Origin of the sequence: Denitrificimonas caeni DSM 24390 (assembly GCF_000421765.1) — a bacterium.
GTDB lineage: Bacteria > Pseudomonadota > Gammaproteobacteria > Pseudomonadales > Pseudomonadaceae > Denitrificimonas > Denitrificimonas caeni.
In genome coordinates, this window is the sequence record NZ_ATXQ01000001.1 from 433,450 (window position 1) to 459,155 (window position 25,706).

At 48.0% G+C, this 25,706-nt stretch carries 25 protein-coding genes; 11 read left to right on the forward strand and 14 right to left on the reverse strand.

All coding sequences use genetic code 11. The annotated features are described in order from the left end of the window. Window positions 1-20 precede the first annotated feature (20 nt). Complete coding sequence (locus tag H591_RS0102000; protein WP_022965270.1) at window positions 21-641, reverse strand: SOS response-associated peptidase; 621 nt, start codon at window positions 639-641, stop codon at window positions 21-23. Window positions 642-654: 13 nt separating this feature from the next. Next, entirely contained in the window at window positions 655-924 is a 270-nt protein-coding gene (locus tag H591_RS0102005) for a putative signal transducing protein (protein WP_022965271.1), read from the reverse strand. A gap of 105 nt (window positions 925-1,029) precedes the next feature. On the opposite strand from H591_RS0102005, the gene H591_RS0102010 reads away from it, so the two are divergent. From H591_RS0102010 to H591_RS0102020, 3 genes are all read left to right on the forward strand, one after another. Then, a complete protein-coding gene (locus tag H591_RS0102010) occupies window positions 1,030-2,190 on the forward strand; it encodes a 1-acyl-sn-glycerol-3-phosphate acyltransferase (RefSeq protein WP_022965272.1) in 1,161 nt (386 codons plus the stop codon). A 36-nt stretch (window positions 2,191-2,226) separates the two neighbouring features. Continuing rightward, the gene (gene prmA, locus H591_RS0102015) at window positions 2,227-3,105 is read left to right on the forward strand and encodes a 50S ribosomal protein L11 methyltransferase (RefSeq protein WP_022965273.1); all 879 of its coding nucleotides are present in this window, start codon (window positions 2,227-2,229) and stop codon (window positions 3,103-3,105) included. A gap of 88 nt (window positions 3,106-3,193) precedes the next feature. Next, complete coding sequence (locus H591_RS0102020; RefSeq protein ID WP_022965274.1) at window positions 3,194-4,375, forward strand: DUF3426 domain-containing protein; 1,182 nt, start codon at window positions 3,194-3,196, stop codon at window positions 4,373-4,375. Window positions 4,376-4,427: 52 nt separating this feature from the next. On the opposite strand, the gene pmbA is transcribed toward H591_RS0102020, so the two are convergent. Then, window positions 4,428-5,774: a metalloprotease PmbA gene (gene pmbA / locus H591_RS0102025; RefSeq protein ID WP_022965275.1), complete on the reverse strand. Its 1,347-nt coding sequence runs from the start codon at window positions 5,772-5,774 to the stop codon at window positions 4,428-4,430. Between the two features lie 87 nt (window positions 5,775-5,861). Between pmbA and yjgA the strand changes: the two genes are divergently transcribed. After that, complete coding sequence (gene yjgA / locus H591_RS0102030) at window positions 5,862-6,389, forward strand: ribosome biogenesis factor YjgA (RefSeq protein ID WP_022965276.1); 528 nt, start codon at window positions 5,862-5,864, stop codon at window positions 6,387-6,389. A 55-nt stretch (window positions 6,390-6,444) separates the two neighbouring features. Here yjgA and tldD read toward each other — a convergent pair whose 3' ends face one another. After that, window positions 6,445-7,887: a metalloprotease TldD gene (gene tldD / locus H591_RS0102035; RefSeq protein WP_022965277.1), complete on the reverse strand. Its 1,443-nt coding sequence runs from the start codon at window positions 7,885-7,887 to the stop codon at window positions 6,445-6,447. Then, on the reverse strand, window positions 7,884-8,738 hold the full coding sequence (locus tag H591_RS0102040; RefSeq protein WP_022965278.1) for a carbon-nitrogen hydrolase family protein: 855 nt from the start codon (window positions 8,736-8,738) through the stop codon (window positions 7,884-7,886). Before H591_RS0102040 ends, tldD begins: the two co-directional genes overlap by 4 nt. Window positions 8,739-8,873: 135 nt before the next feature. Between H591_RS0102040 and H591_RS0102045 the strand changes: the two genes are divergently transcribed. Together H591_RS0102045 and H591_RS0102050 are read left to right on the forward strand one after the other, a co-directional pair. After that, window positions 8,874-11,540, forward strand: a complete 2,667-nt coding sequence (locus tag H591_RS0102045; protein WP_022965279.1) for a DEAD/DEAH box helicase — start codon at window positions 8,874-8,876, stop codon at window positions 11,538-11,540. Between the two features lie 69 nt (window positions 11,541-11,609). Next, entirely contained in the window at window positions 11,610-12,098 is a 489-nt protein-coding gene (locus H591_RS0102050; RefSeq protein ID WP_022965280.1) for a phosphate-starvation-inducible protein PsiE, read from the forward strand. A 107-nt stretch (window positions 12,099-12,205) separates the two neighbouring features. Here the strand turns inward: H591_RS0102050 and H591_RS0102055 are convergent, their stop codons facing one another. The 6 genes from H591_RS0102055 to rluD all read right to left on the reverse strand — a co-directional run bounded on the left by H591_RS0102055 (window position 12,206) and on the right by rluD (window position 20,113). After that, window positions 12,206-12,529 carry a DUF1820 family protein gene (locus H591_RS0102055; RefSeq protein ID WP_022965281.1) on the reverse strand — a complete coding sequence of 108 codons (324 nt, stop codon included), beginning with the start codon at window positions 12,527-12,529 and terminating at the stop codon, window positions 12,206-12,208. A 414-nt stretch (window positions 12,530-12,943) separates the two neighbouring features. Further along, window positions 12,944-14,296, reverse strand: coding sequence for a DUF1329 domain-containing protein (locus H591_RS0102060; protein ID WP_408605526.1), 1,353 nt, complete (start codon window positions 14,294-14,296; stop codon window positions 12,944-12,946). Window positions 14,297-14,394: 98 nt separating this feature from the next. After that, window positions 14,395-16,305, reverse strand: coding sequence for a DUF1302 domain-containing protein (locus tag H591_RS0102065; RefSeq protein ID WP_022965283.1), 1,911 nt, complete (start codon window positions 16,303-16,305; stop codon window positions 14,395-14,397). A gap of 209 nt (window positions 16,306-16,514) precedes the next feature. Continuing rightward, on the reverse strand, window positions 16,515-18,197 hold the full coding sequence (locus tag H591_RS0102070) for a fatty acid--CoA ligase (RefSeq protein ID WP_022965284.1): 1,683 nt from the start codon (window positions 18,195-18,197) through the stop codon (window positions 16,515-16,517). 180 nt (window positions 18,198-18,377) lie between these two features. Further along, window positions 18,378-19,142 carry a peptidoglycan editing factor PgeF gene (gene pgeF / locus H591_RS0102075; protein WP_022965285.1) on the reverse strand — a complete coding sequence of 255 codons (765 nt, stop codon included), beginning with the start codon at window positions 19,140-19,142 and terminating at the stop codon, window positions 18,378-18,380. After that, the gene (rluD, locus tag H591_RS0102080; protein ID WP_028244114.1) at window positions 19,139-20,113 is read right to left on the reverse strand and encodes a 23S rRNA pseudouridine(1911/1915/1917) synthase RluD; all 975 of its coding nucleotides are present in this window, start codon (window positions 20,111-20,113) and stop codon (window positions 19,139-19,141) included. The genes pgeF and rluD overlap by 4 nt, the downstream gene beginning before the upstream one ends. A 150-nt stretch (window positions 20,114-20,263) precedes the next feature. On the opposite strand from rluD, the gene H591_RS0102085 reads away from it, so the two are divergent. Next, window positions 20,264-21,247 carry an outer membrane protein assembly factor BamD gene (locus tag H591_RS0102085; RefSeq protein ID WP_022965287.1) on the forward strand — a complete coding sequence of 328 codons (984 nt, stop codon included), beginning with the start codon at window positions 20,264-20,266 and terminating at the stop codon, window positions 21,245-21,247. A 68-nt stretch (window positions 21,248-21,315) separates the two neighbouring features. Here H591_RS0102085 and H591_RS0102090 read toward each other — a convergent pair whose 3' ends face one another. Beyond that, a complete protein-coding gene (locus H591_RS0102090; protein ID WP_022965288.1) occupies window positions 21,316-21,810 on the reverse strand; it encodes a glutathione peroxidase in 495 nt (164 codons plus the stop codon). Between the two features lie 457 nt (window positions 21,811-22,267). On the opposite strand from H591_RS0102090, the gene H591_RS0102095 reads away from it, so the two are divergent. From H591_RS0102095 to H591_RS0102105, 3 genes are all read left to right on the forward strand, one after another. Then, the gene (locus H591_RS0102095; RefSeq protein ID WP_022965289.1) at window positions 22,268-22,747 is read left to right on the forward strand and encodes an Lrp/AsnC family transcriptional regulator; all 480 of its coding nucleotides are present in this window, start codon (window positions 22,268-22,270) and stop codon (window positions 22,745-22,747) included. 155 nt (window positions 22,748-22,902) lie between these two features. Further along, a complete protein-coding gene (locus H591_RS0102100) occupies window positions 22,903-23,103 on the forward strand; it encodes a DUF2788 domain-containing protein (protein WP_022965290.1) in 201 nt (66 codons plus the stop codon). A gap of 85 nt (window positions 23,104-23,188) precedes the next feature. Further along, window positions 23,189-23,581: a globin gene (locus H591_RS0102105; protein ID WP_022965291.1), complete on the forward strand. Its 393-nt coding sequence runs from the start codon at window positions 23,189-23,191 to the stop codon at window positions 23,579-23,581. A gap of 72 nt (window positions 23,582-23,653) precedes the next feature. On the opposite strand, the gene H591_RS0102110 is transcribed toward H591_RS0102105, so the two are convergent. Together H591_RS0102110 and H591_RS0102115 are read right to left on the reverse strand one after the other, a co-directional pair. After that, window positions 23,654-24,184: a pseudouridine synthase gene (locus H591_RS0102110; RefSeq protein WP_084702531.1), complete on the reverse strand. Its 531-nt coding sequence runs from the start codon at window positions 24,182-24,184 to the stop codon at window positions 23,654-23,656. Window positions 24,185-24,306: 122 nt separating this feature from the next. Next, window positions 24,307-24,759: a flavodoxin gene (locus H591_RS0102115; protein WP_028244115.1), complete on the reverse strand. Its 453-nt coding sequence runs from the start codon at window positions 24,757-24,759 to the stop codon at window positions 24,307-24,309. Window positions 24,760-24,983: 224 nt separating this feature from the next. Here H591_RS0102115 and folM point away from each other — a divergent pair, with 224 nt between their 5' ends. Continuing rightward, window positions 24,984-25,688 (forward strand): dihydromonapterin reductase, encoded by a 705-nt coding sequence (gene folM, locus H591_RS0102120; RefSeq protein WP_022965294.1) that lies wholly within the window; start codon window positions 24,984-24,986, stop codon window positions 25,686-25,688. The last annotated feature ends 18 nt before the right edge of the window (window positions 25,689-25,706 follow it).

Consider the following 25,706-nt stretch of genomic DNA (forward strand, 5'->3'; position numbering starts at 1 on the left):
CACTCACACGCCAGCTCGAATTAACCTGCATTCAAGCAGTGCGGCCCATCCACTAACGGGTCGTTAATCAAAGTACTGACACGTCGCTCATGCAATTGCGGCTGCTCGGCACTCGCTAGCACCTCACGCAACTGTTCATCACTGCTCTCGGGATCCAACCACAACTGCTGTTGCTGCTGGTTAAGAATAATCGGGCGACGCAAGTGTGCAGCCTGCTGAGTGAGCAACGCAACACTGTAGTAGTCATGCCCTGGCACTGCATAGACATCCCACAGTCCAGCAAAGTAAAGCAGAGGCTCATTGGTGCTGAGCCAAAACGGCTGCTTACGCTGCACGCCGCGCCACTCAAAAAAACCATTGGCTGGCAATAAACACCTTTGTTTGCGCCAAGCATTTTGAAACATCGGCAAAGTGTTGACCGTTTCCGCTCGTGCATGCGCAACCGCTCGAGTTAAATCAGTCATCCAACTCGAAGTAAACCCCCAAAGCGCTAGAGCCGCATGGCGCTGCCCCTCATTTTGGTACAACATCAGTACTTGTGATTTCGGCGCTAAATTCCAGTGCGCACGCATGTGCTGCGGAAATCCTGGCAGTTGTCCCAGCGCCTCCGGCCAATTAAATAGCGCATAACGTCCTGACATTATCGGCTCACTTCTAACATTCTAAAAAACCATGTGGGTCAACCAGAGCTTCTTGAGCCTCATCGATGAGCGGCGTGGCCTGCTGATAGTCAACAATTAACTCGCGCGCACGAATGGCTTGTTGGTCATCAACCATGAGTCCAAGCAATCCCAAAGCAGGTAGCTCCCCCATGCCGCCAATCAAATCAGCACCCTGCAAATGCACGGAAATACCTTCACTGTGCAGCATACTGATTAACATTTGCGCTTCAATCAAATCAACCGGCTCATGAATCCTTTGCACTGTAGAACTCCTCTGCAAGTAATCAATGATTATAGGTATAATAGCCTAATTATCTAACCCAACAGCGCACTACGCACTGCACCGCTCCCCAATTAAGAGAGTCACATGGATCAATTTGACAGCATTCGCCCTTATAATGACGACGAAGTGGCGGCAGTATTGCAACGTTTACTGGCTGATGCAGATTTCTTATCCATGATCACCCAGTACCGTTTCCCTACTGCCTCTCGTTACATTGACTGGCTATTGCGTCCAGTCACTGCTTGGAAACTGCGCAACGAGATACGCAAAGTACACAGTGTAGCGGCCCTACAACAACGCATTGAAGCTTATGTCGAACAAAGCATTAGCCAAGTAACTGATGGCATTAGCTTTTCTGGCATAGAACATTTACAGACAGGCAAACCGCATCTGTATTTAGCCAATCACCGTGACATTGTTATGGATCCGGCTTTTGTCAATTACGCGCTGTTTCAAGCAAAGCTGTCTACACCACGGATTGCCATTGGCGACAATCTTTTACAAAGACCCTTTGTCAGCGACCTGATGCGCATCAATAAAAGCTTTATTGTGCACCGCTCACTCACCAACCGTCGTGAAAAACTAACAGCCTTTCAATTGCTGTCGGCTTATATCAATCATTCAATTCTGCACGATCAAGAATCAATTTGGATCGCTCAAGCAGAAGGTCGCGCCAAAGACGGCGATGACCGCACCGAAAGTGCTATTTTGAAAATGTTTCACCTATCACGTAAAGATGAAGATTTTCAAACGGTGATCGCCTCGTTGCAACTGACGCCAGTAGCCATCAGTTATGAATATGATCCTTGCGATATTGCCAAAGCACGCGAACTCTACATCCGCGCCAGCACTGGCGAATACACCAAACAAATAGGTGAGGATGACGCCAGTATCGTACTCGGCATTACTGGTTATAAAGGCCGTGTGCACGTGCACTTCTGTCCTGTTTTAACCACAGGCTTTACTGATACAAAACAACTGGCGCAACTGGTTGATCAGCATATCTGGCGTGATTACCGTCTATTTCCTGCCCATTACTTAGCATGGGGTATGTGGGAACAGCGTGATAGCAATTTGCCTGTACCTGATATCAAAGATGTCTTTGACTCTCAAGAAATTCTCAATGCACAACAACACTGGCAGAAGCGCCTAGAGGCTTGCCCACCTGAGCATCGCCCCTATTTGATCATGCAGTATGCTACGCCAGTAGAGAATCAATACCGCAACACTCAATTACCCGCCTAAACTTTGCAGATACCCGCATCCACTTTTGAGGTTTTTATGCCCTGGTTACAAGTTCGTTTAGCGATTCAACCCGATCAAGCAGCCGCATGGGAAGGCACCTTGCTCGAACTCGGTGCCGTGTCTGTGACCTTTATGGACGGTGAAGATCAGCCTATTTATGAACCAGACTTAGGCACCACGCCGTTGTGGAGCCATACTCACTTATTGGCTTTATTTGAAGGTGATGTTGATGCTCAGGCATTGCGTCAGCACATACAACTGCTGGGCGGCACAGACACTCCTGAACTGCACATTGAACAGATTGAAGACCAAGACTGGGAGCGCAGCTGGATGGATAACTTCCACCCTATGCGCTTCGGCCAGCGTTTATGGATTGTTCCGAGCTGGCATACAGCACCAGAACCCACTGCAGTGAATCTATTGCTCGATCCTGGCTTAGCCTTTGGCACCGGCACTCACCCAACCACAGCTTTATGCCTTGAATGGCTCGATGGTCAGTCTTTAGAAGGTTGCAATGTCTTAGACTTTGGTTGTGGCTCAGGCATTCTTGCAATAGCGGCAAAGTTACTCGGCGCAGCACAATTGACCTGCACCGACATTGATAGCCAAGCCCTAGAAGCCACACGCGACAACGCCAATCGCAACGCGATTAAAGAAGAAGATTTACTGGTGTATTTACCACAAGACATGCCTGCAGGGCAGTTTGATGTAGTCCTCGCTAATATTTTAGCAGGCCCACTGGTACAGCTAGCGCCACAGCTGATTGAGCACACTCGTTCAGGCGGTCGCATTGCCCTATCGGGTATTTTAGCTGAGCAAGCCCAAGAAGTGCGTGATGCTTACAGCAAAGACTTTGCTTTAGCCCCCACGGCAGAAAAAGATGGCTGGGTATGCATCTCAGGTGTACGCCTTTAACTCATAATGCGATACAGTCAATGCAGTTTAACCTCCTACATACGTTAGACTGCAGCGTATTAATGCTTTATTTGAACTTGACACAATCATGACCGACACTTTTATCACGCAATGCCCGCACTGCCAAACCAGCTTTCGTCTAAAGCACAGTCAACTGAGTGCTGCTCGCGGGTCGGTACGCTGTGGTGCCTGTTTACAAGTGTTTAATGCCGCACGCCAAATCAATCCGGCTCAAAGCCCAGCGCCTACCATCCCACAAGTGGCGCCGGCACAAACGACGCATGCTGCTGCCGTGATTTCTGACAACTCTGATATTACTAAGCAACATGATGAAGCTGTGACAACCGCCAGCAAAAAAACACTGCTGATTCATGATGATATGGATTTAGATGATTTAGATGACCTTGATCTTGATGAAGAGCTGGCTCGTTTAGAGCGTGAAGAGCAGCAACGCAGCAAAGAACTATCAGGAGAGTTCGCTGCATTACAAGCTAGCGTAAAGCCAAGTCCTGCGCCAATAGAGGATGCTCTAGAAAACACACAGACGGCCCTCACTGACTGGAGTGATGAGCTGCTTGCACAAGAACCTGTTGCGCAATTAAGCAGCGTCGAACCTAAAGCCGAAGAAATTGAAACACTGGAGCAGCCGTTAGACACTGCACAACACTCAAGCACCACCGCGCACTTCCAAGCATCAGCAGCGCCTGTACACATGGAACCAATGAGCGGCCAGCTACCTAACTTTAGCGATGGCCCTTTGCGTCTTGATTGGCAGCCGCAAAAAAGTCCTTGGCGTCGCTGGTTGGCATGGGGCGTCTTAAATATCTGTGCGATTCTGTTGCTTGTAGGCCAATACACTTATCATAATTTTGCACAACTGGCGCGCCAAGACAGCACACGCCCTTGGCTAGAAGTTATTTGCCCGGTGATTGATTGCCAGCTGCCATCTAAAGTTGATGTCGATAAAATCAAGAGCAGCAACTTACTGGTTCGCAGTCACCCTGACTTTAGCGGTGCCCTGCTCGTTGACGCGATCATTTATAACCGCGCATCCTTTAGCCAACCCTTTCCGCTGCTAAAACTCACATTCGCCGATCAGCACGGTCAAGTGTTAGCCAGCCGTTTATTTAAACCGCTGGAATACCTTGGCGGCGAACTGGCGGGACAACAAAACATGCCGCAGCAGACCCCCATTCATATTGCCTTAGAAATACTTGAGCCCAGCGGCGGCGCAGTCAACTACACACTGGACTTCGTCTCACCAGATTAACCCGGCAGCAGCAGCAGCGCGAAACACCTTGCGCTGCTGAGTGCAATACCACCTAGCTGCCCGCAACCTTCATCCGTTCGATCAATACAGAACCAGTGCAGATACTGCCACGGCGATCAAGATCATTACCAACCGCCACGATCTGCTTAAACATATCGCGCATATTGCCGGCAATGGTCACCTCTTGCACCGGGAATTGGATCTCACCGTTCTCAACCCAATAGCCGCCGGCACCGCGTGAATAATCGCCGGTGACCATATTCAAACCCTGCCCCATCAGCTCAGTCACTAGCAAGCCACGCCCCATCTTTTTCAATAAAGCTGCTTGATCATCATTACCGTGAGTGACAAAGACATTGCGTGCACCACCCGCATTTGCCGTGCTTGGCATGCCCAGCTTACGTCCAGAGTAAGTGCTCAGCATGTAATTACACAGCACACCCTTCTCAATGAAAGGTTTAGCATAGGTAGCCAGTCCGTCACCATCAAAGGCACTGCTGGATAAACCACCTTGCAGCAAGGGACGCTCATCTAAAGTGAGCCACTCAGGAAATAATGTCTGCCCCAATGCTCCAACTAAAAACGAAGAATTCCGATACTGACTGCCACCAGCAATAGCACCCAGCAGGCTACCGAACAAGCCACCTGCCAACTCAGCAGCAAACAACACTGGGACATCACAGGTCGGCACTGAGCGCGCACCTAAACGGCTGACAGTACGCTCAGCCGCTATCCGACCAATAGTTGCCGCATCAGTGAGTAAATCTCCACGACGACCGTAGTCATACCAGTAATCACGCTGCATTTGTCCATCTGCTTGCGCGATCATCACACAACTGATGCTGTGCCGTGTGCCTGCGTGTCCAGCAATCAAGCCGTGGCTGTTGCCGTATACCGTACAGCCCACATCGCTGTTGACACTGCTGCCATCGGCATTACTGATTCGCGCATCCGTAGCAAATGCGGCAGCTTCACACTCCAAGGCCAACTCAATGGCTTGTTCAGGACTTAGATCCCACGGATGCCACAGGTCTAAATCAGGGAACTCACGCGCCATCAACTGTTCATCCGCTAAGCCTGCGAACTCATCAGCAGAAGCATATTTAGCAATCGCCAAGGCCGCAGCGACAGTCTCTGTAATCGCCGCATCACCGCTCACCGTGGTGCTTGCTGAACCCTTTTGCTGACCGTGATAAACAGTGATTGAAAAGCCTTGGTCGCGATTAAACTCAACTGTTTCTACTTCACCCTGTCGCACACTGGTGGCTAAACCTTGATGAACAGAAACCGCTACTTCACAAGCGCTAGCACCTTGTTGCTTGGCCACTGCAAGAATTTTTTCTACCTGTTTTTTAAGCCCAGGTAATGCTTGCGGACCGACACTTTCACTTACACTCATAGTTACTCCAAAGCATTTTCACAAGACCCTATCAAAGTATCAGCCTTGCTCTGTTATCATAGTGTCCTAATTGATTGGAACACCGTTATGTCTGACTATATCGACGACTCGCTGGACGAAGAAGAAGAGAAAAGCAAATCACAAGTCAAGCGCGAAATGCTGGCTCTGCAACAGTTAGGCTTGCGTCTTTCTGACCTTAAGCCTGACCTACTCAATAAAATGCCGCTCAGTGACGAACTGCGCAGAGCATTGGACGAAACGTGTAAACATACCGCGCACATTGCCCGTAAACGCCATTCGCAGTTTCTCGGCAAGCTGTTACGCAATCACGATATTGACGCCATTATGCTGCCGATGAACTTGGCTGACAGTCAAACCCGTGAATACAATAACCGCTTTCATGCTTTAGAGCGTTGGCGCAACCGTCTTATCGAAGAAGGTGACACGGCCCTACAAAGCTTTGTCGAAGACTACCCTAATACTGATATTCAGCAGTTGCGTAGCTTAATTCGTCATGCTCAACATGAACTGGCACGTAATAAAGCGCCGACCGCATCACGTAAAATCTTTAAATATTTACGTGATTTAGATGAGCAGCGCCTCGGTTTAAAATAAACCTAACATTCTTAGCGTATCGATCAACGTAACCATCGATACGCTAAGTGCAAGATTAACTACCCGTACCACCAACAGTAATACCATCAATCTTCAAGGTCGGCTGACCTACGCCCACTGGCACCGACTGCCCCGCTTTACCGCAAACGCCAACACCGCTGTCTAAAGCTAAATCATTACCCACCATAGAGACTTGGCGCATGGCTTCTGGGCCATTACCAATTAAGGTCGCACCTTTAACCGGTGCAGTAATTTTGCCATCTTCAATTAAGTAAGCTTCGCTGGTGGAGAACACAAATTTGCCGCTGGTGATATCCACTTGTCCGCCACCTAAGTTGGCGCAATAAATACCACGCTTCACCGAACGTATAATTTCTTCCGGATCACTTTCACCAGCCAGCATATAAGTATTGGTCATGCGCGGCATCGGCACATGCGCGTAGGACTCACGACGACCATTACCGGTCGGCGCTACTCCCATTAAACGAGCATTCATGCTGTCCTGCATATAACCACGCAGCACACCATTTTCAATCAAGGTTGTGCACTGTGTTGGTGTACCTTCATCATCAATACTTAACGAGCCACGTCGCCCGACCAAGGTGCCATCGTCAACAATGGTGCACAGCGACGATGCGACTTGCTGGCCGACTTTACCGCTGTAGGCCGAACTGCCTTTGCGATTAAAATCCCCCTCTAAGCCGTGACCTACTGCTTCGTGCAGCAAAACACCGCTCCAACCTGGGCCGAGCACCACAGGTAAAGTCCCTGCTGGTGCAGCAATCGCTTCAAGATTCACTTGCGCTTGACGCACCGCCTCACGGGCAAACTCCATGGCACGGTCTTGTTCTAAAAAGTAACGGTAATCGGTACGTCCACCACCACCAGCACTACCGCGCTCACGCCGGCCATTGTGTTCAATAATCACACTGACGTTAAAACGAACCAGCGGACGCACATCAGCAGCTAAGCGCCCGTCCAGTGTCGCCACTAAAATCTGCTCCCAAGAGCCAGTTAAACTGACCGTCACTTGGCACACACGGGGATCGAGAGCACGAGTTGCCGCATCAATTTTTTTCAGCAGCGCAACTTTCTCTTCACGACTGATCACTTCCAACGGGTTATCTGCAGAATATAAAGGTGCATGCGCCACCGATTGAATAGCGATCGGCTGCACTTGCTGGCCTGATTGAGCGATGCTGCGCGAAGCCTGTGCTGCTTGCAAAAGTGCTGGCAAAGTCAAAGCGTTGCTGTAAGAAAAACCGGTTTTCTCACCCGCTAGAGCACGCACACCGACACCTTGATCAAGGCTAAAACTGCCTTCTTTAACGATGCCTTCTTCTAGCACCCAAGCTTCAGAGATACGGTTTTCAAAATATAAATCAGCAGCATCAATACCGGGTCCAGCTAATTCGCTGAACACACTGGATAGCTGCTCTATTCCCAAGCCTGTTGGTGCCAATAAAACAGAACTGGCGCTGGCTAACAAATCACTCATTGTGTGTCCTCTGTGTCTGTCCGCGATAACTGCGCAACAGAAAATCGTTTGTGTTGCCAAATTGGCATACGTTGGCGAATCAGCGCTTGTTCAGCAAGCGAGCCTGCATGGGTTAGACAGCCGGCACCGCTCGGCAACTCCGCTAACACCTTGCCCCAAGCATCAATGATTGCCGAGTGACCAAAGGTTTCACGACCTAAGCCATGAACGCCGCCTTGGTTAGCCGCCAATATTACACACTGGGTTTCTATAGCCCGAGCGCGTAATAAGACCTGCCAATGTGCAGCACCAGTCAATGCGGTAAAGGCCGATGGCACGCTGATCAATTCAGCGCCAGCATCTCGTAATGCACTGTACAACTCTGGAAAGCGCAAATCGTAACAGATTGTCATACCTAAGCGCCCAACTGGTGTATCGACTACAGTGCAAGCTTGTCCTGCACGGTAGCGCTCTGACTCGTTATAACTACCCTGCTGGTCAGCCACTGCGGCATCAAACAAATGCAGTTTATCGTAACGGGCCACGCACTCACCGTGCTGATCAAATAACAAAGAGCTCGCGCAAGGCTTACCCTCAAGTTGTCCAGCAGCAAGCAACGGCACTGTACCGCCGACAATCCACAAACCCAACTCGCGTGCAGCCTGTGCTAACCAAGGTAAGATGGGGCCGCATTGCTGCGCTTCAAGGCTGGCGATATGCGCTGGATTAATATTGCCCATTGCCGCAAAGTTTTCGGGAAGCACCACTAACCGCGCTCCGCTGTCTGCTGCTTGCTCAAGTAACAACCTAGCGCAGCTTAGATTTTGGGCTATATTTTCTCCCGAGACCATTTGAATAACCGCGACCGTCATAGACGTGACCCACTCCGAATACTTGCATGTCAAGAGCACTACTAACGTTAGCAGCACTGGCTAAGTTTACCCTGCAGAGCCTAAGGCACAACAGCTTATGCCATACTATTGAGCTGACTCATTTATAACGTGCCTATGCCTAAGACTCTTAACATCGAAAACCTAGAATGCGCGCAGTGGCGTCAAGCCATTGCCCTCGGCGACTTTAAGCGTGGCAAAGCTTACGCAGATCAAGGTCGCAGCAGCGTGCTGCAACTGCAAGGCGCGACTGTCACTGCGCAATGTAAAGGCTCAGCAGGGCAAACCTACTTACAAACGATAACGTTAGTAGATAAAAATAGTTATTACGATATTAATGGTCGCTGCTCATGCTACGTGGGTTATAACTGCAAGCATGTGGTTGCCGCCTTGCTTACTCTTGAAGACATGCAGCAACAGGGTAAGCCGCCCCTCAGCTTGCCGAATGAGCCAAGCACACTCAGTCAAAATCAAAGTGCGCCAGCGCTGCAGATCTTCGATGCGCCTGTGCAGCCACCAACCCCACAACTTACTTTTGGTAGCTTGCCACTCAATCGTTACGATGCACGCAGCGCTCGCATGCAAAGCTTGGTACAACATCGCGCCGCGCTAGCATTCGACTATCAAGGCCATCTCTGCAGTGGCAAATCGACGCCTGACTTTCTAGCCACTACAGGCCCTTATCAGCGCCTGCGCATCACCCGTGATTTAGATTTTGAACAGCAATGCCGAGAGCAGCTGAAGAAACTCGGCTGGCAAATATCATTACGCCGCAGTGATGCTGTACCGGATAGTGCGGGCGATGCTTATGAATTGGCCAGCGAGGCGGCTTGGTTAACCTTTATGCAGCAACCTTTATCCAAGCTGCGCGAACAAGGTTGGCGCACGCTAATGCTGCCAGAGTTTCAATTCAACCTACTCAGCATTGATCACTGGTATGCAACCATTGAAGAGTCCCCCTCCCTCGACTGGTTTTCCTTAGAACTGGGCATTGAGGTTGAGGGAAAAGTTATCAGCTTGCTGCCAATTTTATTACAGCTGATTCGCCAGTCACCAAAATTGCTTGATCGAGAATATCTAGCACAGCGTGATGATAATGACGTTGTACTGGTGCATGTAGGGAAGCTTGGCAAACGCGTGGCGCTACCTTATGCACGCATCCGCGCAGTGCTGAGTAGCTTGGGCGAGCTGTATATGCAAGAAGCTATCAGTGCGGATCATAAACTGCGCTTACCGCGCCAAGAAGCTGCTCGTTTAACGCAACTGCAAGCCAAGGGTATCGATTGGCAAGGTGGCGAAGCCATCCAAGCCTTAGCCGAACGCTTAACACAACCTTTACAAAGCTTAAGCCCTATCCCTGCAGGTTTAAATGCCAACTTACGTGCCTATCAGCATGAAGGCTTAACTTGGCTGCAAAATTTAATGCACACTGGCATGGGCGGTATTTTGGCCGACGATATGGGCTTGGGTAAAACCTTGCAAAGCTTGGCGCATATTCTCAGCGAGAAAAACGCCCAACGCCTGCAGCATCCAGTGCTGATTATTATGCCAACCAGCCTGATAGCTAACTGGCAGGATGAAGCTGCACGCTTTACGCCACAACTAAAAGTGCTGTCCTTACATGGACAGCAACGTCATGCACTATTTGCGCAGATTACTGAAGCCGACATTGTTATCAGCACCTATGCGTTGCTATCACGTGATAGCGAACAGCTATTGGCACATCAGTGGCACATTGTGATTCTCGATGAAGCACAAACGATTAAAAACCCTCGCAGCAAAGCAGCCATCTGCGTTTCTCAATTACGTGCACAGCAGCGTCTATGCTTAACCGGTACGCCTTTAGAAAATAATTTAGGCGAGCTCTGGTCGCTGTTTAACTTCCTTATGCCCGGCTGGCTCGGCGACAATAAAAGCTTTACTCGCCAATACCGTACCCCCATTGAGCAACATGCTGACGAACAACGTTTAGCGCATCTGCAAGGTCGTCTCAAACCCTTCATTTTAAGGCGTAGCAAAGAGCAAGTGGCACGCGAACTGCCAGCAAAAACCGAGATCACTCAATTCATTGACCTTACTAGCGCTCAACGCGATCGCTACGAATCTCTGCGCCTCGCCATGGACAAAAAAGTCCGCGAGGAAATCCAGCGACTGGGTATAGGACGAAGTCATATTGTTGTCTTGGAAGCATTACTGCGCCTGCGCCAAGTGTGCTGTGATTTACGTTTACTCAGCGCTGACGATGCCGCGCAATATAGCAGCAAAGACTCGGCTAAGATGCAGCATTTACTGGAAATGCTGCGCAGTTTTACCGCGACCGGAAGGCGTATTTTGGTCTTCTCACAATTCACTAGTATGCTAGCTTTAATTGCCGACGAACTTAATGCTGCGCACATTTCTTATGTGCAACTGACAGGCCAGACCCGCGACAGGCGCACCCCAGTACAACGTTTCCAAACGGAAGAAGTGCCTGTATTTCTAATCAGCCTAAAAGCTGGCGGAGTTGGCTTGAACTTAACCGCAGCCGATACCGTAATCCATGTTGACCCTTGGTGGAATCCTGCCAGTGAGGCGCAAGCCAGCGACCGTGCTTATCGCATCGGACAAACTAAGCCGGTTTTTATCTATAAACTGATTGCTCGCGGTAGCGTTGAAGAAAAAATCCAACATCTGCAACAGCATAAAGCAGAGCTTGCCAGCAGTATTCTTGATGGTGGCGCCAGCGTCAGTGGTGGCTTAGATGAATCCAGCATTGCAGCACTGCTCGCGCCACTTAACTCTTAGAACCCACATGTATTTTACAAAAACCCGAAGTTTGCTATGCTCGCAATTCGACTTAAGGAGCAGAAACTTTTGAAAGATAATTGGGCTGAAAAAACACGTGCGCACTTGCACACCTACGCTGAATCAGTGGGCAATCTTCTAGTCGAAACTTTTCATTACATGGCACTCTTCGTTATTGGCGGCATCACAGCTTGGGCTGCGGTGCTTACCGTCCTCGAAATGCTTGGCAAAGGTGCAGCATCAATTGATGATATTTTGCTGCTATTTATCTATCTAGAGCTTGGCGCCATGGTTGGCATTTACTTCAAAACCAACCACATGCCCGTGCGCTTTTTAATCTATGTCGCTATTACAGCACTAACGCGCTTGATGATTTCCGATATATCTCATCATCACCGTCCAGACATGGGCGTTGTGTACGTGTCAGGCGCTATTCTACTGCTGGCATTTTCTGTCTTAGTTGTGCGCTACGCTTCGGCAAATTTTCCTGCAGTCAAACCCAGCATTAAGCAGCAACCGATTGCCGGTGAAAGTCATGAGGGCATTGAGCCTAACTGATTCATTTATAATAGAGTCCCGAGTGTTGACTAATAAATATCGCCCAACCAAACTTTAAGCGAATTTTCATTACTTATCTGCAACACGCTCGCCCAGAAAACACTCTATTACTTGGTTGGCACCGGCATCGGAAACGACATGACATTCCCAACTGCGGCTTCGCTGATACGTGCGACACCTAAGCGCTCAACTTCATCAATGCGTACGATGGCTTGCAATGGAATGTAACTGCGAATAACCCCTTCAAACTGTGCTTTGAGTTTTTCTTCGCTCGGATCAACCACCACCTGCGTACGCTCTCCAAAGACAAACTCTTCAACTTCTAAAAAACCCCACAAATCACTTTGATAGATGGCTTTTGCATACATTTCAAAGACTTGACCTTGGTTGACAAAGATGACTTTAAAAATTGGATTTTCACTTTTGCTCATAACCGCACACAACTCATGCTTAAACAGACGCGCAGCTTAACATATCCGCTTACTGATAGCGTATGGCACTGACACTGATGGCTGCCGGTCTGTGCTGACAACCCGTTCGGAACAGCACAATATGTTTAATATACACTTACCACTTGACATGCAAATGATAATCGTTATTATTAACTCAACTGATCGCAAGATCAGCCGGTGACTAAAGAATCAACAGGTCGATTTTTTAGATTATCTCCTCATCAGGCTAAACACGGTTTTGACCCGCACTTGTGCGGGTCTTTTTTTCTGCCTGATAAATGAATCGCTTCTACTCAATATTACAGATTGCAGACACAAAAAAGCCAAGCGTTAAAGCTTGGCTTTTAGTGATGTTAAGATGCTGCTACTAGAGCAGCATCATTTAACATTGAATTAACGCACACCGGCTTGACGCAATGCCGACGGAGTGAAGTCACCAGAGGTAGCAACAGAGCCAAACTCATAGGCTTGTTTCTCTTCGTTTTTCATACCCAGTGCAAGGTAACGACCTGACTGCAAGTCATACAGTGCTTCCAGAGAATACCAAGGTACTTGCTTGTTGTAGTAATGCAGCGCATGCGCTTCAGCTACACGCCATAAGTTTCCACGGCCATCGTAATGATCAATGGCTGCTGCTTGCCAGCTATCTTCATCGATATAGAAATCACGTTTTGCGTAGATATGACGCTCGCCTGCTTTCAGGGTTGCAGTCACATGCCAAACACGGTGCAACTCATAGCGAGTTAAATCTTGGTTAATGTGACCGGCTTTGATGATGTCATCGTATTTAAGCTTTGGTGAGTCCAACTCATAGTTATTGTAAGAGATATAGATCTCTTTTTTGCCATTGAGCTTCCACTCGTAACGATCAGGTGCACCGTTGTACATATCTAAGTTATCTGAAGTACGTAAGCCATCCGCCGCTGTACCTGGACCATCATAGGAAACCTGTGGCGCACGACGAACACGGCGCTGACCAGCGTTATACAACCAAGCCATACGTGGTTCTTTGATCTGATCCAATGTTTCGTGAACCAGCAATACGTTACCCGCTAAGCGGGAAGGAGCTGTAACTTTCTGCTTAAAGTAAAACAGGATATTACTTGGCTTGCTCGCATCGTAGTCTTTAAGCTTGTTTGGGAAGACAAACTCATCATCAAAGTACACTAAAGAATATGAGCCATTGGTTTGCGGTGTCGCTTGAGTGACATAACGTTTCACACTACCACCACGGTAACGGGTGATGTGGTTCCAAATCACTTCTAGACCGTTTTTGGGAATAGGGAAAGCATTAGCCACGGTGAACTTTTCTAGACCGTTACCGTTTTGCACCATATTTGTATTGAGTGCGTTAGCTTTTGTTGCTTCCACCACTTCAGCAGGCATAGTCACTGAGCGATGGGTGGTATACACCGGCATACGGTAGGTATCAGGATAACGTTTGAACATCGCCAACTGGCCAGGAGTCAGCTTGTCTTTATATTGATCAACGTTTTGCGCGGTAATGGTAAACAGCGGCTTTTCACCAGCAAACGGATTGGCTAAAAAACCACGACTATCCACTGCCGCTGCATTCGTGGCTAAGCCACCTGTCCACTCTGGAATTGTGCCGTCAGCATTGCCTGCTTTTTCTGCGCCGAACGGCGTTAAGCTTGTACCAAGTTTTGCCGCTTCATCTGGAGAAACTGCAGCCATTACACTCGCCGCAAACATTGACAATAAAAACGCTGTACCCGCCTGCATCATGCTTTTATTTGTTTTCATTATTTCAGTCTTCCTAAGAGAAAAATAAATTGGGAGACACACAGTGTGCGGTGCTAAACACTTAGCACCGCACGCAGTGATTAGAAGTTTACGCCAACACTCATCGAAACAAAGTCGCGATCGGTCAAGGTGTTGTAACGACCATCAAAGAAGTTGGTGTACGATAGCGACGCGGTGTAGGTGTTCTGGTAGTCAGCATCGAGACCAAAGCTGATCGCTTTAGCGCCTTCGTTGAACTGACCGTTCGGACCATAACCATCCACATCATGCGAGAACGCCATATTTGGATTGAGGTTCACCCCAGCAAACACGTCGTTGTAGTCTAAGATACCGCGCACACGGTAGCCCCATGAGTTAGAAGTTACGTAGCCATGACGACCACCAACATCTTTATTGCCATAAATAACATCACGGCCATAGCGAATATCATCTTTACTCTCTATACCACCGACATGAGTTAAGCCTACTTCACCAACCACAGTTGCTCGACTAGCACCAAGCACTTGGTCAAAAAAGTGAGTAAAAGTAGTTTGTATTTGTGTAACTTCCTTACGGTTATAGCCACGATGCCCCATACCTGCTTGAGCGAATGCCGCACCCAAGAGTTCTCGCCCCGGAACAGTAGCAGACCCACCCGCAGCTATCGCACCACCTAAACTAGCACCAATGCCTTCAGCTAGCTTACCGGTCATATCAGTGGCGTTAATTTGCACTGGCATATTTGGACGATAACTTACTTCTCCTTGCCATGCTGTACCTGTGGGTAAAGTAGTAGAAAAACTTAGGCCATATAAGCGGATATCTTCTGGATAGTCCATATAGTAGCTACCGTTACTTAATAACGCGGGTGCAAGTAGCCCTCCAGCTAAAGCAACTCCAGGTGGTAATGAAGGACCTGGCGAAGGTAATGCAGCCAATCCAGCAAGATTCTGCAAAGTGTCCAAATCTAAGTTCTGGTAGCTAGCAAAAGGTGTACGACTATGGTAATTCATAAAGTATGCACCGTACTCAGTGTTGTCACCAAGCCAGCGTAATGCCATACCCCACTGACCGCTATCGCCAGCTTTATTATCTTTACCACGCGGAACCATTATACCTTCTCGTCCGACATTAATACCTAGCTCTGATAACTCAGGATAATAACCTGAGGTCAGTGTATTTAAATAATCAATCAGGGCTCCTGCAGCAATAATATCGTCTCTTTGTTTGGCACTTAAAATATTATAATTATTATTACAACCATCAGCAGCCACATCTGCACCAGAGAAGAAGGTACCGCAGTTATCGACAACTGTTTGCTTCCAGCTCAACTGATAAAAAGCTTCCATCGACAGCTGATCAGTCAAGTTCTGTGAGACAAAGAACATATTGACTGGAATCAGGCCTTCTTTCAGTTCTGCGCCTGGGCGGCGGAATGCAGAGACATCAACCGGGTTAATCGAGTTGATACCATTCAAAATAAAGGTACTTTCACCCCAACTCACCACCTGCTTACCTAAACGTACAGTACCTGGCTGATCCGCAATCGCATAATTGTGATACACGAACGCATCTAACAGCTCAATACCGCGGGTTTTAGCTCCTTCTTTACGGCCATTGTTACTAATATCTTTCCATGAGCGATTGCCATCTTGTAGCTCGGCATCGTACCAATATTTACCACGTAAAAAGACACCGGTGTCTTTGTACTTTAATTCTAAGTCATGCAAACCTTTAAATATTTGTGAAAAAGTTTTACCGCGCTGAAAATTTAAACGTCCATCATCCCCGGTTTGCGTATAGCCCGTTCCGCCGTTGGCGTTACCGATAAAATCCATATCGCGTTTAGCTGTCGACCAACTGGCACCAACAGACAAAGATGAGTCAAACGAACCCTCAACTTCACCCAGATTAAAATTGATTGCAAAGGCTGGCGTAGCCAACACTGAAGCTAAGCTCACGGCCAATGGCAACTTTGCCATACGCCATATTTGCTGATTTTTTGTAGTCATTAATGCAACTCCGTATTTTATTTTGGCTGTTGGCAGTTTAACCAACCACTCATAAAAGCTGATCAACCAAAAGATTGATTTGCTTTTGTAACCGCTCTAAATCGGCGGCTTCAAACTTTTACTTATTGCTATTAGCATTTCTATGCATCAAACATGCCAACACAGGCAATGACCTATTAGTCATAGATCCGTACTAACAAAGACGCAGCCTACAGGGTAGAAAGAAATACCGAACTCTCTGCTTGCCATTGCGCTACGTCTTGACGAATACGTTTCTTATCAAGCTTGCCAACACTGGTCTTGGGTATTTCGGTAACAACTGCTACCTGAGTCGGTATCGCCCACTTACTCAGCAGTCCTTGCTCAACAAAAGTTTTAAGATGCTCTTTGACGCCACGCGCATCCAATTGCCCATTAGGACGCAGCACCAACATCACAAAAGGGCGCTCGCCCCACTGCGGATCAGGTATACCAACAACCGCTGCTTCTCGTACCGCTGGATGTCGACTAATGAGGTCTTCTAATTCTAAAGAAGACACCCATTCCCCCCCAGTTTTAATCACATCTTTAATGCGATCGCGAATTTCAATAAAGCCCATCTCGCAGATCGTTGCTACATCGCCAGTATGCATCCAACCATGCTCCCACAACGCTTCACCTTGTGCAGGCTCTCGGAAATAACTCTGGGTGAGCCACGGCGCACGCAACACCAATTCACCTTGCTGTTCGCCATCATGTGCCAGAAAGCCTCCCTCCTCATCCATCAAAGCAGCCTCAACTAAAGGCACAGGAATACCTGCTTTAATGCGATAGGTAATCTGCTCATCTTGACTTGCTGCTTGCAGCTGATCATTGAGCATTGCACAAGAAATCAACGGACAGGTTTCAGACATGCCATAAGCGGCAGTTAGCTGAATCCCTTGCGCCAGTGCTGCTTCGTACAACCCGCGCGGCAATGCACTGCCGCCGATAATGAGCTTCCAGCCATTAAAGTTTTTACCTTGCGCCGCTTTTGCCGCAAGAATCATTTGCACAATGGTCGGTACACAATGTGAGAACGTAACCTTCTCACGCTCCCACAGTTCTACCAATAACTCTGGATCATAACGTCCTGGATAAACCTGCTTAAGCCCCAGCATCGTTGCGACATAAGGCATACCCCAAGCATGGACATGAAACATCGGTGTGATCGGCATATAAACATCATCGGTGCCACATAAGCGCACGCTATCAACACTGCCGACAACCGACGCCATTGCCAGGGTATGCAAGACCAATTGTCGATGAGTGAAGTAAACGCCTTTAGGGTTGCCGGTGGTGCCTGTCGTATAAAACGTTGTAGCCACTGAGTTTTCATCAAAGTCGGCAAACGGATAGGTGGTTTTAGCCGCTGCCAGCAGCGCTTCGTACTCACCCACCGAATCAATCAGCTCAACAACTGGCGAGTCTGCATCACTGAGCAACAACGTGCGCTCTACCGTAGTTAAGGATGCTTTCAAGCCCGCATACAGTTCAACAAAATCGCTATTAACCAAGACAAATCGGTCATCGGCATGATTCATGGTGTAGAGAATTTGCTCAGGCGATAAGCGCACATTAATGGTATGCAGCACGGCACCTAGCATCGGCACAGCAAACATGCATTCAAGATAACGATGACTGTCCCAATCCATCACCGCAACAGTATCGCCGGCTTTAACACCCATCTCGGTTAGCACATTGGCTAAACGCGCAACACGCTCAACAAAGGTTGCATAGCTGTAACGCAACTGATCACGGTAAACAATTTCACGATTTTTTTCGTAGCGCACCCCTGACAGCAATAAACTTTTGATAAGCAGCGGGGAAGCATGTGCATTCTCAGCAGAGGGCAGAATACGCGTCTGTAACATATCAATACCTGTTGTTTTTGTTAGAGTATTGTCAAGGTAAGGTAACAGGCACGGCAGGTCATCAACCGAAAGGCTGATTTATAATGATCACTCAAATTAGTTTTATACCGACTGTTTGTTTAAACAATCGCTACTGTGGCGCTTAAAGGTGCAAGCGCATAACACTGTAATAACGGCTATTTAAGCGCTCTCATCGCCAGCAAGCCAGATCAAGCTAGCAAAGCGTCCTGTCACAGGCTCTCTGCGATACGAGTAAAAACGTGGATCTGTGACTGTACAGAAACCGCCGCCATACACCGAAGTCACGCCACAAGACGCTAAGCGCAAGCGTGCCAACTGGTAAATATCGGCCATCCAGCGCCCTGGATTGACGCTCGGGATAAAAGCTTGTGCCGTAATAGGATGCTGCTGAATAAACTGTTCGCGCACTTCAGCGCCCACTTCAAATGCAGCCGGACCAATAGCCGGACCAAGCCATGCGATAATCTGCGCCGGTGCAATGTGCATCGCCGCGACTGTCTTTTCCAACACCCCAGCGGCCAAACTGCGCCAGCCGGCGTGCGCTGCAGCAACGCAAGTTCCAGCCTGATCAGTAAAAAACACCGGCAAGCAATCAGCACTCATAATGCAGCAAGCAAGACCAACCTGCCGACTAACACTGGCATCAGCCGTTAGAACGTGCTCAGCATCTGCAATCACTACGCAATTGCCATGCACCTGATTGAGCCAAGCCGGCTGACACTGCAAAGTCTCAGCCAAATAAGTCCGATTCGCTTGAACAACCTCAAGCGAATCACCAACATGTGTGCCAAGGTTAAATTCAGCAAAAGGCCCCAAGCTCTCACCACCATTGCGCGTGGTAACGCAAGTGCGTACATTTTTTGGCGCCGGCCAATCGGGCGCAAGCCAGTCAAACGGCCACATGGAGGTAACTTTTTTATTCATCCCACAAAGGCTTCACGATCTTGGCGCAGCAAAGTCAGCAACCAGACAAAATCCTCAGGTAAAGGCGCTTCCCACTTCATGCGCTTACCAGTCACTGGATGATCTAACTCTAAGAAGCGTGCATGTAAGGCTTGACGAGGAAACTCTTTAAGCGCTAACAACATGGTTGGGTTGGCGGCTGGAGGAATACGAAAACGCCCACCATAAGCCGGATCACCAACCAATGGAAAACCCACATGCGCCATGTGCACACGTATCTGGTGAGTACGCCCCGTTTCTAACTTAACTCGGGTGTGCGTGTGTGAGCGAAAACGCTCTAGCACTCGATAATGACTGACTGCAGGCTTGCCACTTTCAATCACGGCCATACGCTGACGCTGCTGCCCATGACGCCCAATTGGTGCATCAATAGTGGCGCCTGAGGTAATGACTCCAACCACTATCGCCTCATAGGTACGGCCAACGCTACGTGCCTGTAGCTGATCAACCAGACTGGTGTGCGCCTCAAGGGTTTTCGCCACCACCATTAAACCTGTGGTGTCTTTATCGAGGCGATGGACAATACCAGCACGCGGCACTTCAATTAAACCTGGCACATGAAACAGTAGCGCATTTAGTAAAGTGCCATCAGGGTGTCCGGCAGCCGGATGAACAACCAAGCCCGCTGGTTTATTTAAGACTAAAATATGCTCATCTTCATAGACAATATCTAGGGCAATATCTTGCGCGACCCACTCACCTTGGACTTCACGTTCAGCCGTCAACTCAAGCTCAGAACCGCTATAGACGGTATCGCGCGGCCGCAACACTTTGCCATCAACCGTCAAGCGGTTTTCTTTAATCCAAGTCGTTAAACGTGAGCGCGAATGCTCCGGGAACAACTGTGCTGCAACCTGATCTAAGCGTTGGCCACCCAGTTCACTTGGAACTTTTGCATACAATTGAATTGTTTCGTTGGTATTTGTTGGCATACTCATCAACAGAGAATGCGTAGGCTTTGGTTTCAAGCGCACGCTTGTGGTTAAATACAGCATAATTTGCCTCGAATCTAGATTCGAGGTGTTCACTATAACAGGTCAGCTCACTGCAAGTCAGCCGACCGTTTAACGGCGTACTCAATCATGCATCTAAGGCATCTGCTATTTATCGCTCTTTTTACCTTATTAGGCGCCTGTGCGTCCAAGGATATTGATGAAAACCTAAGCGAGACCGCGCTCTATCAACAAGCACAAACGGATCTTGATAACAAAAGCTATTCATCGGCAGTGAGCAAATTAAAAGCTTTAGAGTCTCGCTACCCTTTTGGTCGCTACGCTGAACAAGCTCAATTAGAGCTGATTTTTGCCTACTATAAGAATATGGAGCCAGAAGCGGTACGCGCCGCGGCTGATCGTTTTATCCGTCTACACCCACAACATGCCAATGTTGACTACGCCTACTACATGAAGGGTTTAGCATCTTTTGATCAAGATCGTGGTTTATTAGCGCGTTTTCTACCATTGGATATGACTCAGCGCGACCCCGGTGCTGCACGTGATTCTTATAACGAGTTTGCCCAACTCACCAACCGTTACCCCAATAGCCGTTATGCAGCCGATGCAAAACAACGCATGATCTACTTGCGCAACCTATTGGCAGCTTATGAAGTGCATGTTGCCCACTACTACCTAAAGCGCCAGTCTTATGTTGCCGCACTCAACCGTGGCCGTTATATCGTTGAAAACTTCCAAGAAACACCAGCAGTCGGTGATGGCTTAGCCATTATGACCGAGGCTTATCAACACTTAGCGCTAGATGATTTAGCGGCAACCAGTCTAGAAGCCCTGAAAATAAACTATCCAGAACATCCAAGTTTAGCCAGTGGATCCTTTAAAGCACGCGAAAAAGACCTGGATAACCGTTCATGGATAAGCAAAGCCACTTTAGGCTTTATTGGTAGCAACGATGATTTACGCCCGCAACAAACTCAAGCCAGCAAAGATGTGCTTCGTCAATACGAGAACGCTGCCGAAGAAATACCCGACAGTGTTCGCAGCGCAATTAACGATGAGCAACCCAAACGTAGCTGGCTTAACCGCTTAACCTTTGGTTTGCTGGGCAAATAAAAACTTCATTGATCTGCGGAAAATAAAAAGGAGGCCTGCAAGCCTCCTTTTTTATGACTCATGTTTTGCTAGCCAGCATTTATCGCCAGCTCATTCTCAATGGCTTCAATCAACTGATTATCATCAGGTTCTGTGCGTGGTGAGAATCGCGCTAAAACCTGCCCCTGCCCACTGACTAAAAATTTTTCAAAATTCCAAGTAATTTCGCCCGGAAATTCAGCGCCCTCACCGGCTAACAAGCGGTACAGTGGATGGTTCCCAGCACCATTAATTTGCAACTTCTCTGTTAAAGGAAAAGTCACACCAAAGCGTTCAGTACAGAATGTTTGAATCTCTTGTGCACTGCCCGGTTCTTGCTTACCAAACTGATTACACGGCACACCTAATACACTAAAGCCGTTGTCTTTATAGCGCTCATAAAGTGCTTGCAAAGCAATGTACTGCTTGGTTAAACCACATTCAGAGGCAACGTTTACAACCAGTAGCAAACGTCCTGTAAATTGCGCCATAGGCAACTCACTACCATCCAATGCCTTGAGTGTTAAAGCATGAAACGCACTCATAAAAGCTCTCTCCTACCGCAGGCATACCTGCTTGTGCAAATGCTCAGCGTAAAATCCAAACAATAAGATAATTTCAAGCCTATAGCATAACCTAACTCGTCCTTAGAGGTTGTTGTGCGGATACAAAAAAGGAGCAATCTTTGTAGATGCTCCTTTAATGCCGCCCTAATCAGCAGTTGTGCTGCTGGTTCAATCGATCCCAGAGTGAAGTGATCGAGCTTGCTAGAAAACGCTCGGTAAAGCGTGTTCAGTTAGGCATTCTCGGTAAAGATTGCGCTAATGATGGGCTCATTTGTTATACAAGCTGTGAACTTGGCTTTATTGTACAAAACACACATCAGCTAATGTTTGCAAAGATCGCCATAAAAAATAAAAACCAGCAATAAAAAACCACAAAAACTAAATCTTAAGCAATAATATTTAAAATATATCTAAACATCACTAAAACGAGGCTTAAATGGACAGACTTGATCGCTACGACTTACGCATCTTGCAAGAACTGCAGCACGATGCGCGCCTATCCAACCAAGAACTAGCAGAGCGTATCGGTTTATCAGCATCGCCCTGCTCGCGTCGAGTAAAAGCCTTAGAGGATGAAGGCTATATCCGTAAGCAGGTCGCCTTACTGGACCGTAAAAAACTAGGCTTAACCTTAACAGCTTACGTATTAATCGGCATGGATCGCCACACTCCAGAGCGTTTTGAAAACTTTCAAAAGCACATCTGTCAATGGCCTGAAGTGCTCGAATGCAGCCTCATCACTGGCATGGATGCAGACTACCAACTTAAAGTTATAGTCCCAGATATGGACCACTACCAAAAGTTCTTACTGGAAAAGCTCACCCGCATTGAGGGCGTCACCAGTGTGCGCTCAAGCTTCGTTCTCAATCATGTGCAATTATCCACAGCTTTACCACTCACTCATTTGCACCTATAGACGAGCAAGCGCTGCTTGCAACCCAGCGCACTGGGTAACTTTCGCAGAACAATCAGGCTTCACAACTGACATTGTAGTACTTTTAACGTATAATCTTGGTCCTCATGCTGCAGATCAATAAGTAATATGTGCTTGTTGTACTAGGTAGGGTAGCTATGGAAACTGAAGTATTTGAAGAGCTAATGATGACCGTCTTAGTCGGTGGTCTCATATTATTTATGGCTTTTATAGTTTGGGATTTGGCCAAAAAATCTAAAGCAGGTCGCTATGGCACTGCAGTGCTGTTTTTTGCACTAGGTCTCGGTGTGCTTGGTTTTATTATTAAAACTGTAGTGATTGCCGTCAAAGGCCTATAAATCCCTCGACACCACATACTATTTACTGCATCGCTAACCACACTTTTCTCGCGTTTATTTTAATATATCTCCAAGGACAACCTGAATGAAAGCTGCTGATATCGTTATGCAGAGCTATGGCCGCTGCTGTGCAAACGATGGTTTTTTCGACTCGTTTTACGACCATTTCCTTGCAACTTCACCGGAAGTTCGTGATAAGTTTGCTAACACTAATATGGCGGGGCAAAAGTTACTGTTGCGTCAAGGCATTTTGAATGTCGTTCTATACGCTCGCGGCATGCCTGGCACCAAACTCAAAGCGCTCGGCTGCTCACATTCACGTAAGGGCTTGAATATTCGCCCAGAACTTTACACGCTTTGGTTTAATGCACTCGCGGCAACGATTCGTGAACATGATAAAGAATGCACAGCAGAGACAATGCAAGCATGGCGCGAAGTAGTGAACAAAAGCGTCGAAGTCATTGTTGCTGAATACTAACGGCAAAAGCAATTAAGTAGTGGGTAGTGCAAGACACTGCCCACTAGCCTTAAACAGCACACCCTGAACGACTCAAACAGGCATTTCAAGCTCGCGCCACTGCCCACTGGGCAAGTCAGCCAAACACCAATCACCAATCTGTACTCGAACTAGACGTAACGTTGGCAATCCCACTGCTGCTGTCATCCGTCGCACTTGTCGATTACGACCTTCATAAATAGTCAGCTGCAGCCATGCCGTGGGGATATTTTTGCGTTCACGCACAGGTGGATTACGCGCCCAAAGTTTAGGCTCAGCAATCAATTGAGCCTGTGCGGGTGCTGTTAAGCCATCCTTTAGTTCAACACCCTCACGCAAGCATTGTAGCTGCTGAACATCTGGCTGCCCCTCAACTTGCACCCAGTAGACCTTGTGTAACTTATACTTCGGATCAGAAATTCTTGCCTGCAAGCGTCCACTGTTTGTGAGCAGCACTAAGCCTTCACTGTCGCGATCTAAACGCCCCGCAGGGTAGACATCAGCTACCGGCACGTAGTCTTTAAGCGTCGCCCGCCCCAGCTCATCGGTAAACTGGGTTAACACATCATAAGGCTTATTCAGCATCAGCAAGCGCGGCTGCAGTGGCTCCAGCTTCTGCGGCTTAGCCTTGGCTCGAGTGTGAGACGAAAAAGCACTTTTCGGATGTGATTTCGTATAGGTTTTAATCGGCTTTTTCAATGCACAACCTAAACTGTCAAGCTGGCAATAAACTCAATCAGCCATGGTTCTGCATCGCGTTCTGGCGTCACCGTCTCGCTGGCATCCAGGCGTAACATGTCTTGCACTTCCACGACACCCAACTCTGCATAGAGCTCACGAATCATCTCGCCGCCCGCACAAAAATCATCGCCATAACAGGCATCGCCTAAACCAATCACCCCACCAAGCAAGCCATGCCACTGCGGGGCTTTCTCACGCAGAGCACTAACCAAGGGCTGTAAATTCTCCGGCAGCTCCCCCATCCCAGTGGTTGAGGTAATGAACAACAGTGCATCTGGCTCTAAAGCCACTAACTCAGCATAAGAGATACGTGGTTGATAAGTGACATTCAGCCCTGCCTCAGCACATAACTGCGCGGCGTGATGTGCCACATCTTCAGCAGCACCAAACACAGTACCAGAAACAATTACCAGGTTAATTGTCATGCTCAGCAACAGCCTCATCAATATAAAAAAGTAAGCTAGGGTCAAAAACCAGAATAATTTCCATCATAACAAGAAATGACCAAGCTGTAATAAAAGCTATACACCTAGACTTTGTAGGTTGTACAAATCTTCACTCTAGTATAACTTTATCAACCTTTAGTAGCACCGCTTGATATAAGACATTGCCACTCGTCACAGAACCCGATAAGGCCAATACGATGCAAAGTAACGCTCCCATCCTAATAACCGGTGCCAGTCAGCGACTGGGCCTGCACTGTGTTAAGCGTTTTTTAGCTGCGGGCCAGCCAATCATTATCAGTTATCGACAAGAGCGCGATGAACTCAATGAGCTGCGTGAGCTGGGCGTGCAGTGTATTCAAGCCGACTTTGCTAACGAGCAAGGTATTTTAGATTTTATTGCAAAAATCAAACAAACAACGTCTTCTCTGCGCGCCATTATCCATAATGCTTCACTATGGATTGCAGAAAACGGTGCTGATGCTAGCGCTTTTATGCAAATGGTCAATGTCCATGTTCTTGCGCCCTACTTAATCAATGAGCATTGCGCTTCTTTACTGATGCAGTCGGACAAGGCTGATATCATTCATATAACTGACGATGTAATCCGCAAAGGTAGCGCTAAACGTATCGCTTACAGCGCAAGCAAAGCAGGCCTGGACAATCTCACTCTATCTTTTGCCGCGCGCTTAGCGCCGCACATTAAGGTGAACGCTCTAGCACCTGCGCTGATCATGCTACACCCTGATGATGATGAAAATTACCAACGTCACGCGATGGCAAAATCTGTAATGGGCAGCGTGCCGGGCCCAGAAGTTATTTACCAAAGCCTGCGTTACTTACTTGATACGCCTTATGTGACAGGCACAACCCTTACTGTTAATGGCGGCCGGCATCTAAAATGATGCAAGGCTTGGAGAGCT

Excerpts from the sequence above, each read along its gene's own strand:
- H591_RS0102060 (WP_408605526.1), bottom strand. The coding sequence starts at position 14,296 with ATGATGCAGGCGGGTACAGCGTTTTTATTGTCAATGTTTGCGGCGAGT.
- prmA (WP_022965273.1), top strand. The coding sequence starts at position 2,227 with ATGCCCTGGTTACAAGTTCGTTTAGCGATTCAACCCGATCAAGCAGCC.
- H591_RS0102100 (WP_022965290.1), top strand. The coding sequence starts at position 22,903 with ATGGAAACTGAAGTATTTGAAGAGCTAATGATGACCGTCTTAGTCGGT.
- H591_RS0102095 (WP_022965289.1), top strand. The coding sequence starts at position 22,268 with ATGGACAGACTTGATCGCTACGACTTACGCATCTTGCAAGAACTGCAG.
- H591_RS0102065 (WP_022965283.1), bottom strand. The coding sequence starts at position 16,305 with ATGACTACAAAAAATCAGCAAATATGGCGTATGGCAAAGTTGCCATTG.
- H591_RS0102040 (WP_022965278.1), bottom strand. The coding sequence starts at position 8,738 with ATGACGGTCGCGGTTATTCAAATGGTCTCGGGAGAAAATATAGCCCAA.
- H591_RS0102000 (WP_022965270.1), bottom strand. The coding sequence starts at position 641 with ATGTCAGGACGTTATGCGCTATTTAATTGGCCGGAGGCGCTGGGACAA.
- H591_RS0102045 (WP_022965279.1), top strand. The coding sequence starts at position 8,874 with ATGCCTAAGACTCTTAACATCGAAAACCTAGAATGCGCGCAGTGGCGT.
- folM (WP_022965294.1), top strand. The coding sequence starts at position 24,984 with ATGCAAAGTAACGCTCCCATCCTAATAACCGGTGCCAGTCAGCGACTG.
- H591_RS0102110 (WP_084702531.1), bottom strand. The coding sequence starts at position 24,184 with ATGCTGAATAAGCCTTATGATGTGTTAACCCAGTTTACCGATGAGCTG.
- H591_RS0102020 (WP_022965274.1), top strand. The coding sequence starts at position 3,194 with ATGACCGACACTTTTATCACGCAATGCCCGCACTGCCAAACCAGCTTT.
- H591_RS0102085 (WP_022965287.1), top strand. The coding sequence starts at position 20,264 with ATGCATCTAAGGCATCTGCTATTTATCGCTCTTTTTACCTTATTAGGC.
- pgeF (WP_022965285.1), bottom strand. The coding sequence starts at position 19,142 with ATGAATAAAAAAGTTACCTCCATGTGGCCGTTTGACTGGCTTGCGCCC.
- H591_RS0102070 (WP_022965284.1), bottom strand. The coding sequence starts at position 18,197 with ATGTTACAGACGCGTATTCTGCCCTCTGCTGAGAATGCACATGCTTCC.
- yjgA (WP_022965276.1), top strand. The coding sequence starts at position 5,862 with ATGTCTGACTATATCGACGACTCGCTGGACGAAGAAGAAGAGAAAAGC.
- rluD (WP_028244114.1), bottom strand. The coding sequence starts at position 20,113 with ATGCCAACAAATACCAACGAAACAATTCAATTGTATGCAAAAGTTCCA.
- H591_RS0102090 (WP_022965288.1), bottom strand. The coding sequence starts at position 21,810 with ATGAGTGCGTTTCATGCTTTAACACTCAAGGCATTGGATGGTAGTGAG.
- pmbA (WP_022965275.1), bottom strand. The coding sequence starts at position 5,774 with ATGAGTGTAAGTGAAAGTGTCGGTCCGCAAGCATTACCTGGGCTTAAA.
- H591_RS0102105 (WP_022965291.1), top strand. The coding sequence starts at position 23,189 with ATGAAAGCTGCTGATATCGTTATGCAGAGCTATGGCCGCTGCTGTGCA.
- tldD (WP_022965277.1), bottom strand. The coding sequence starts at position 7,887 with ATGAGTGATTTGTTAGCCAGCGCCAGTTCTGTTTTATTGGCACCAACA.
- H591_RS0102055 (WP_022965281.1), bottom strand. The coding sequence starts at position 12,529 with ATGAGCAAAAGTGAAAATCCAATTTTTAAAGTCATCTTTGTCAACCAA.
- H591_RS0102010 (WP_022965272.1), top strand. The coding sequence starts at position 1,030 with ATGGATCAATTTGACAGCATTCGCCCTTATAATGACGACGAAGTGGCG.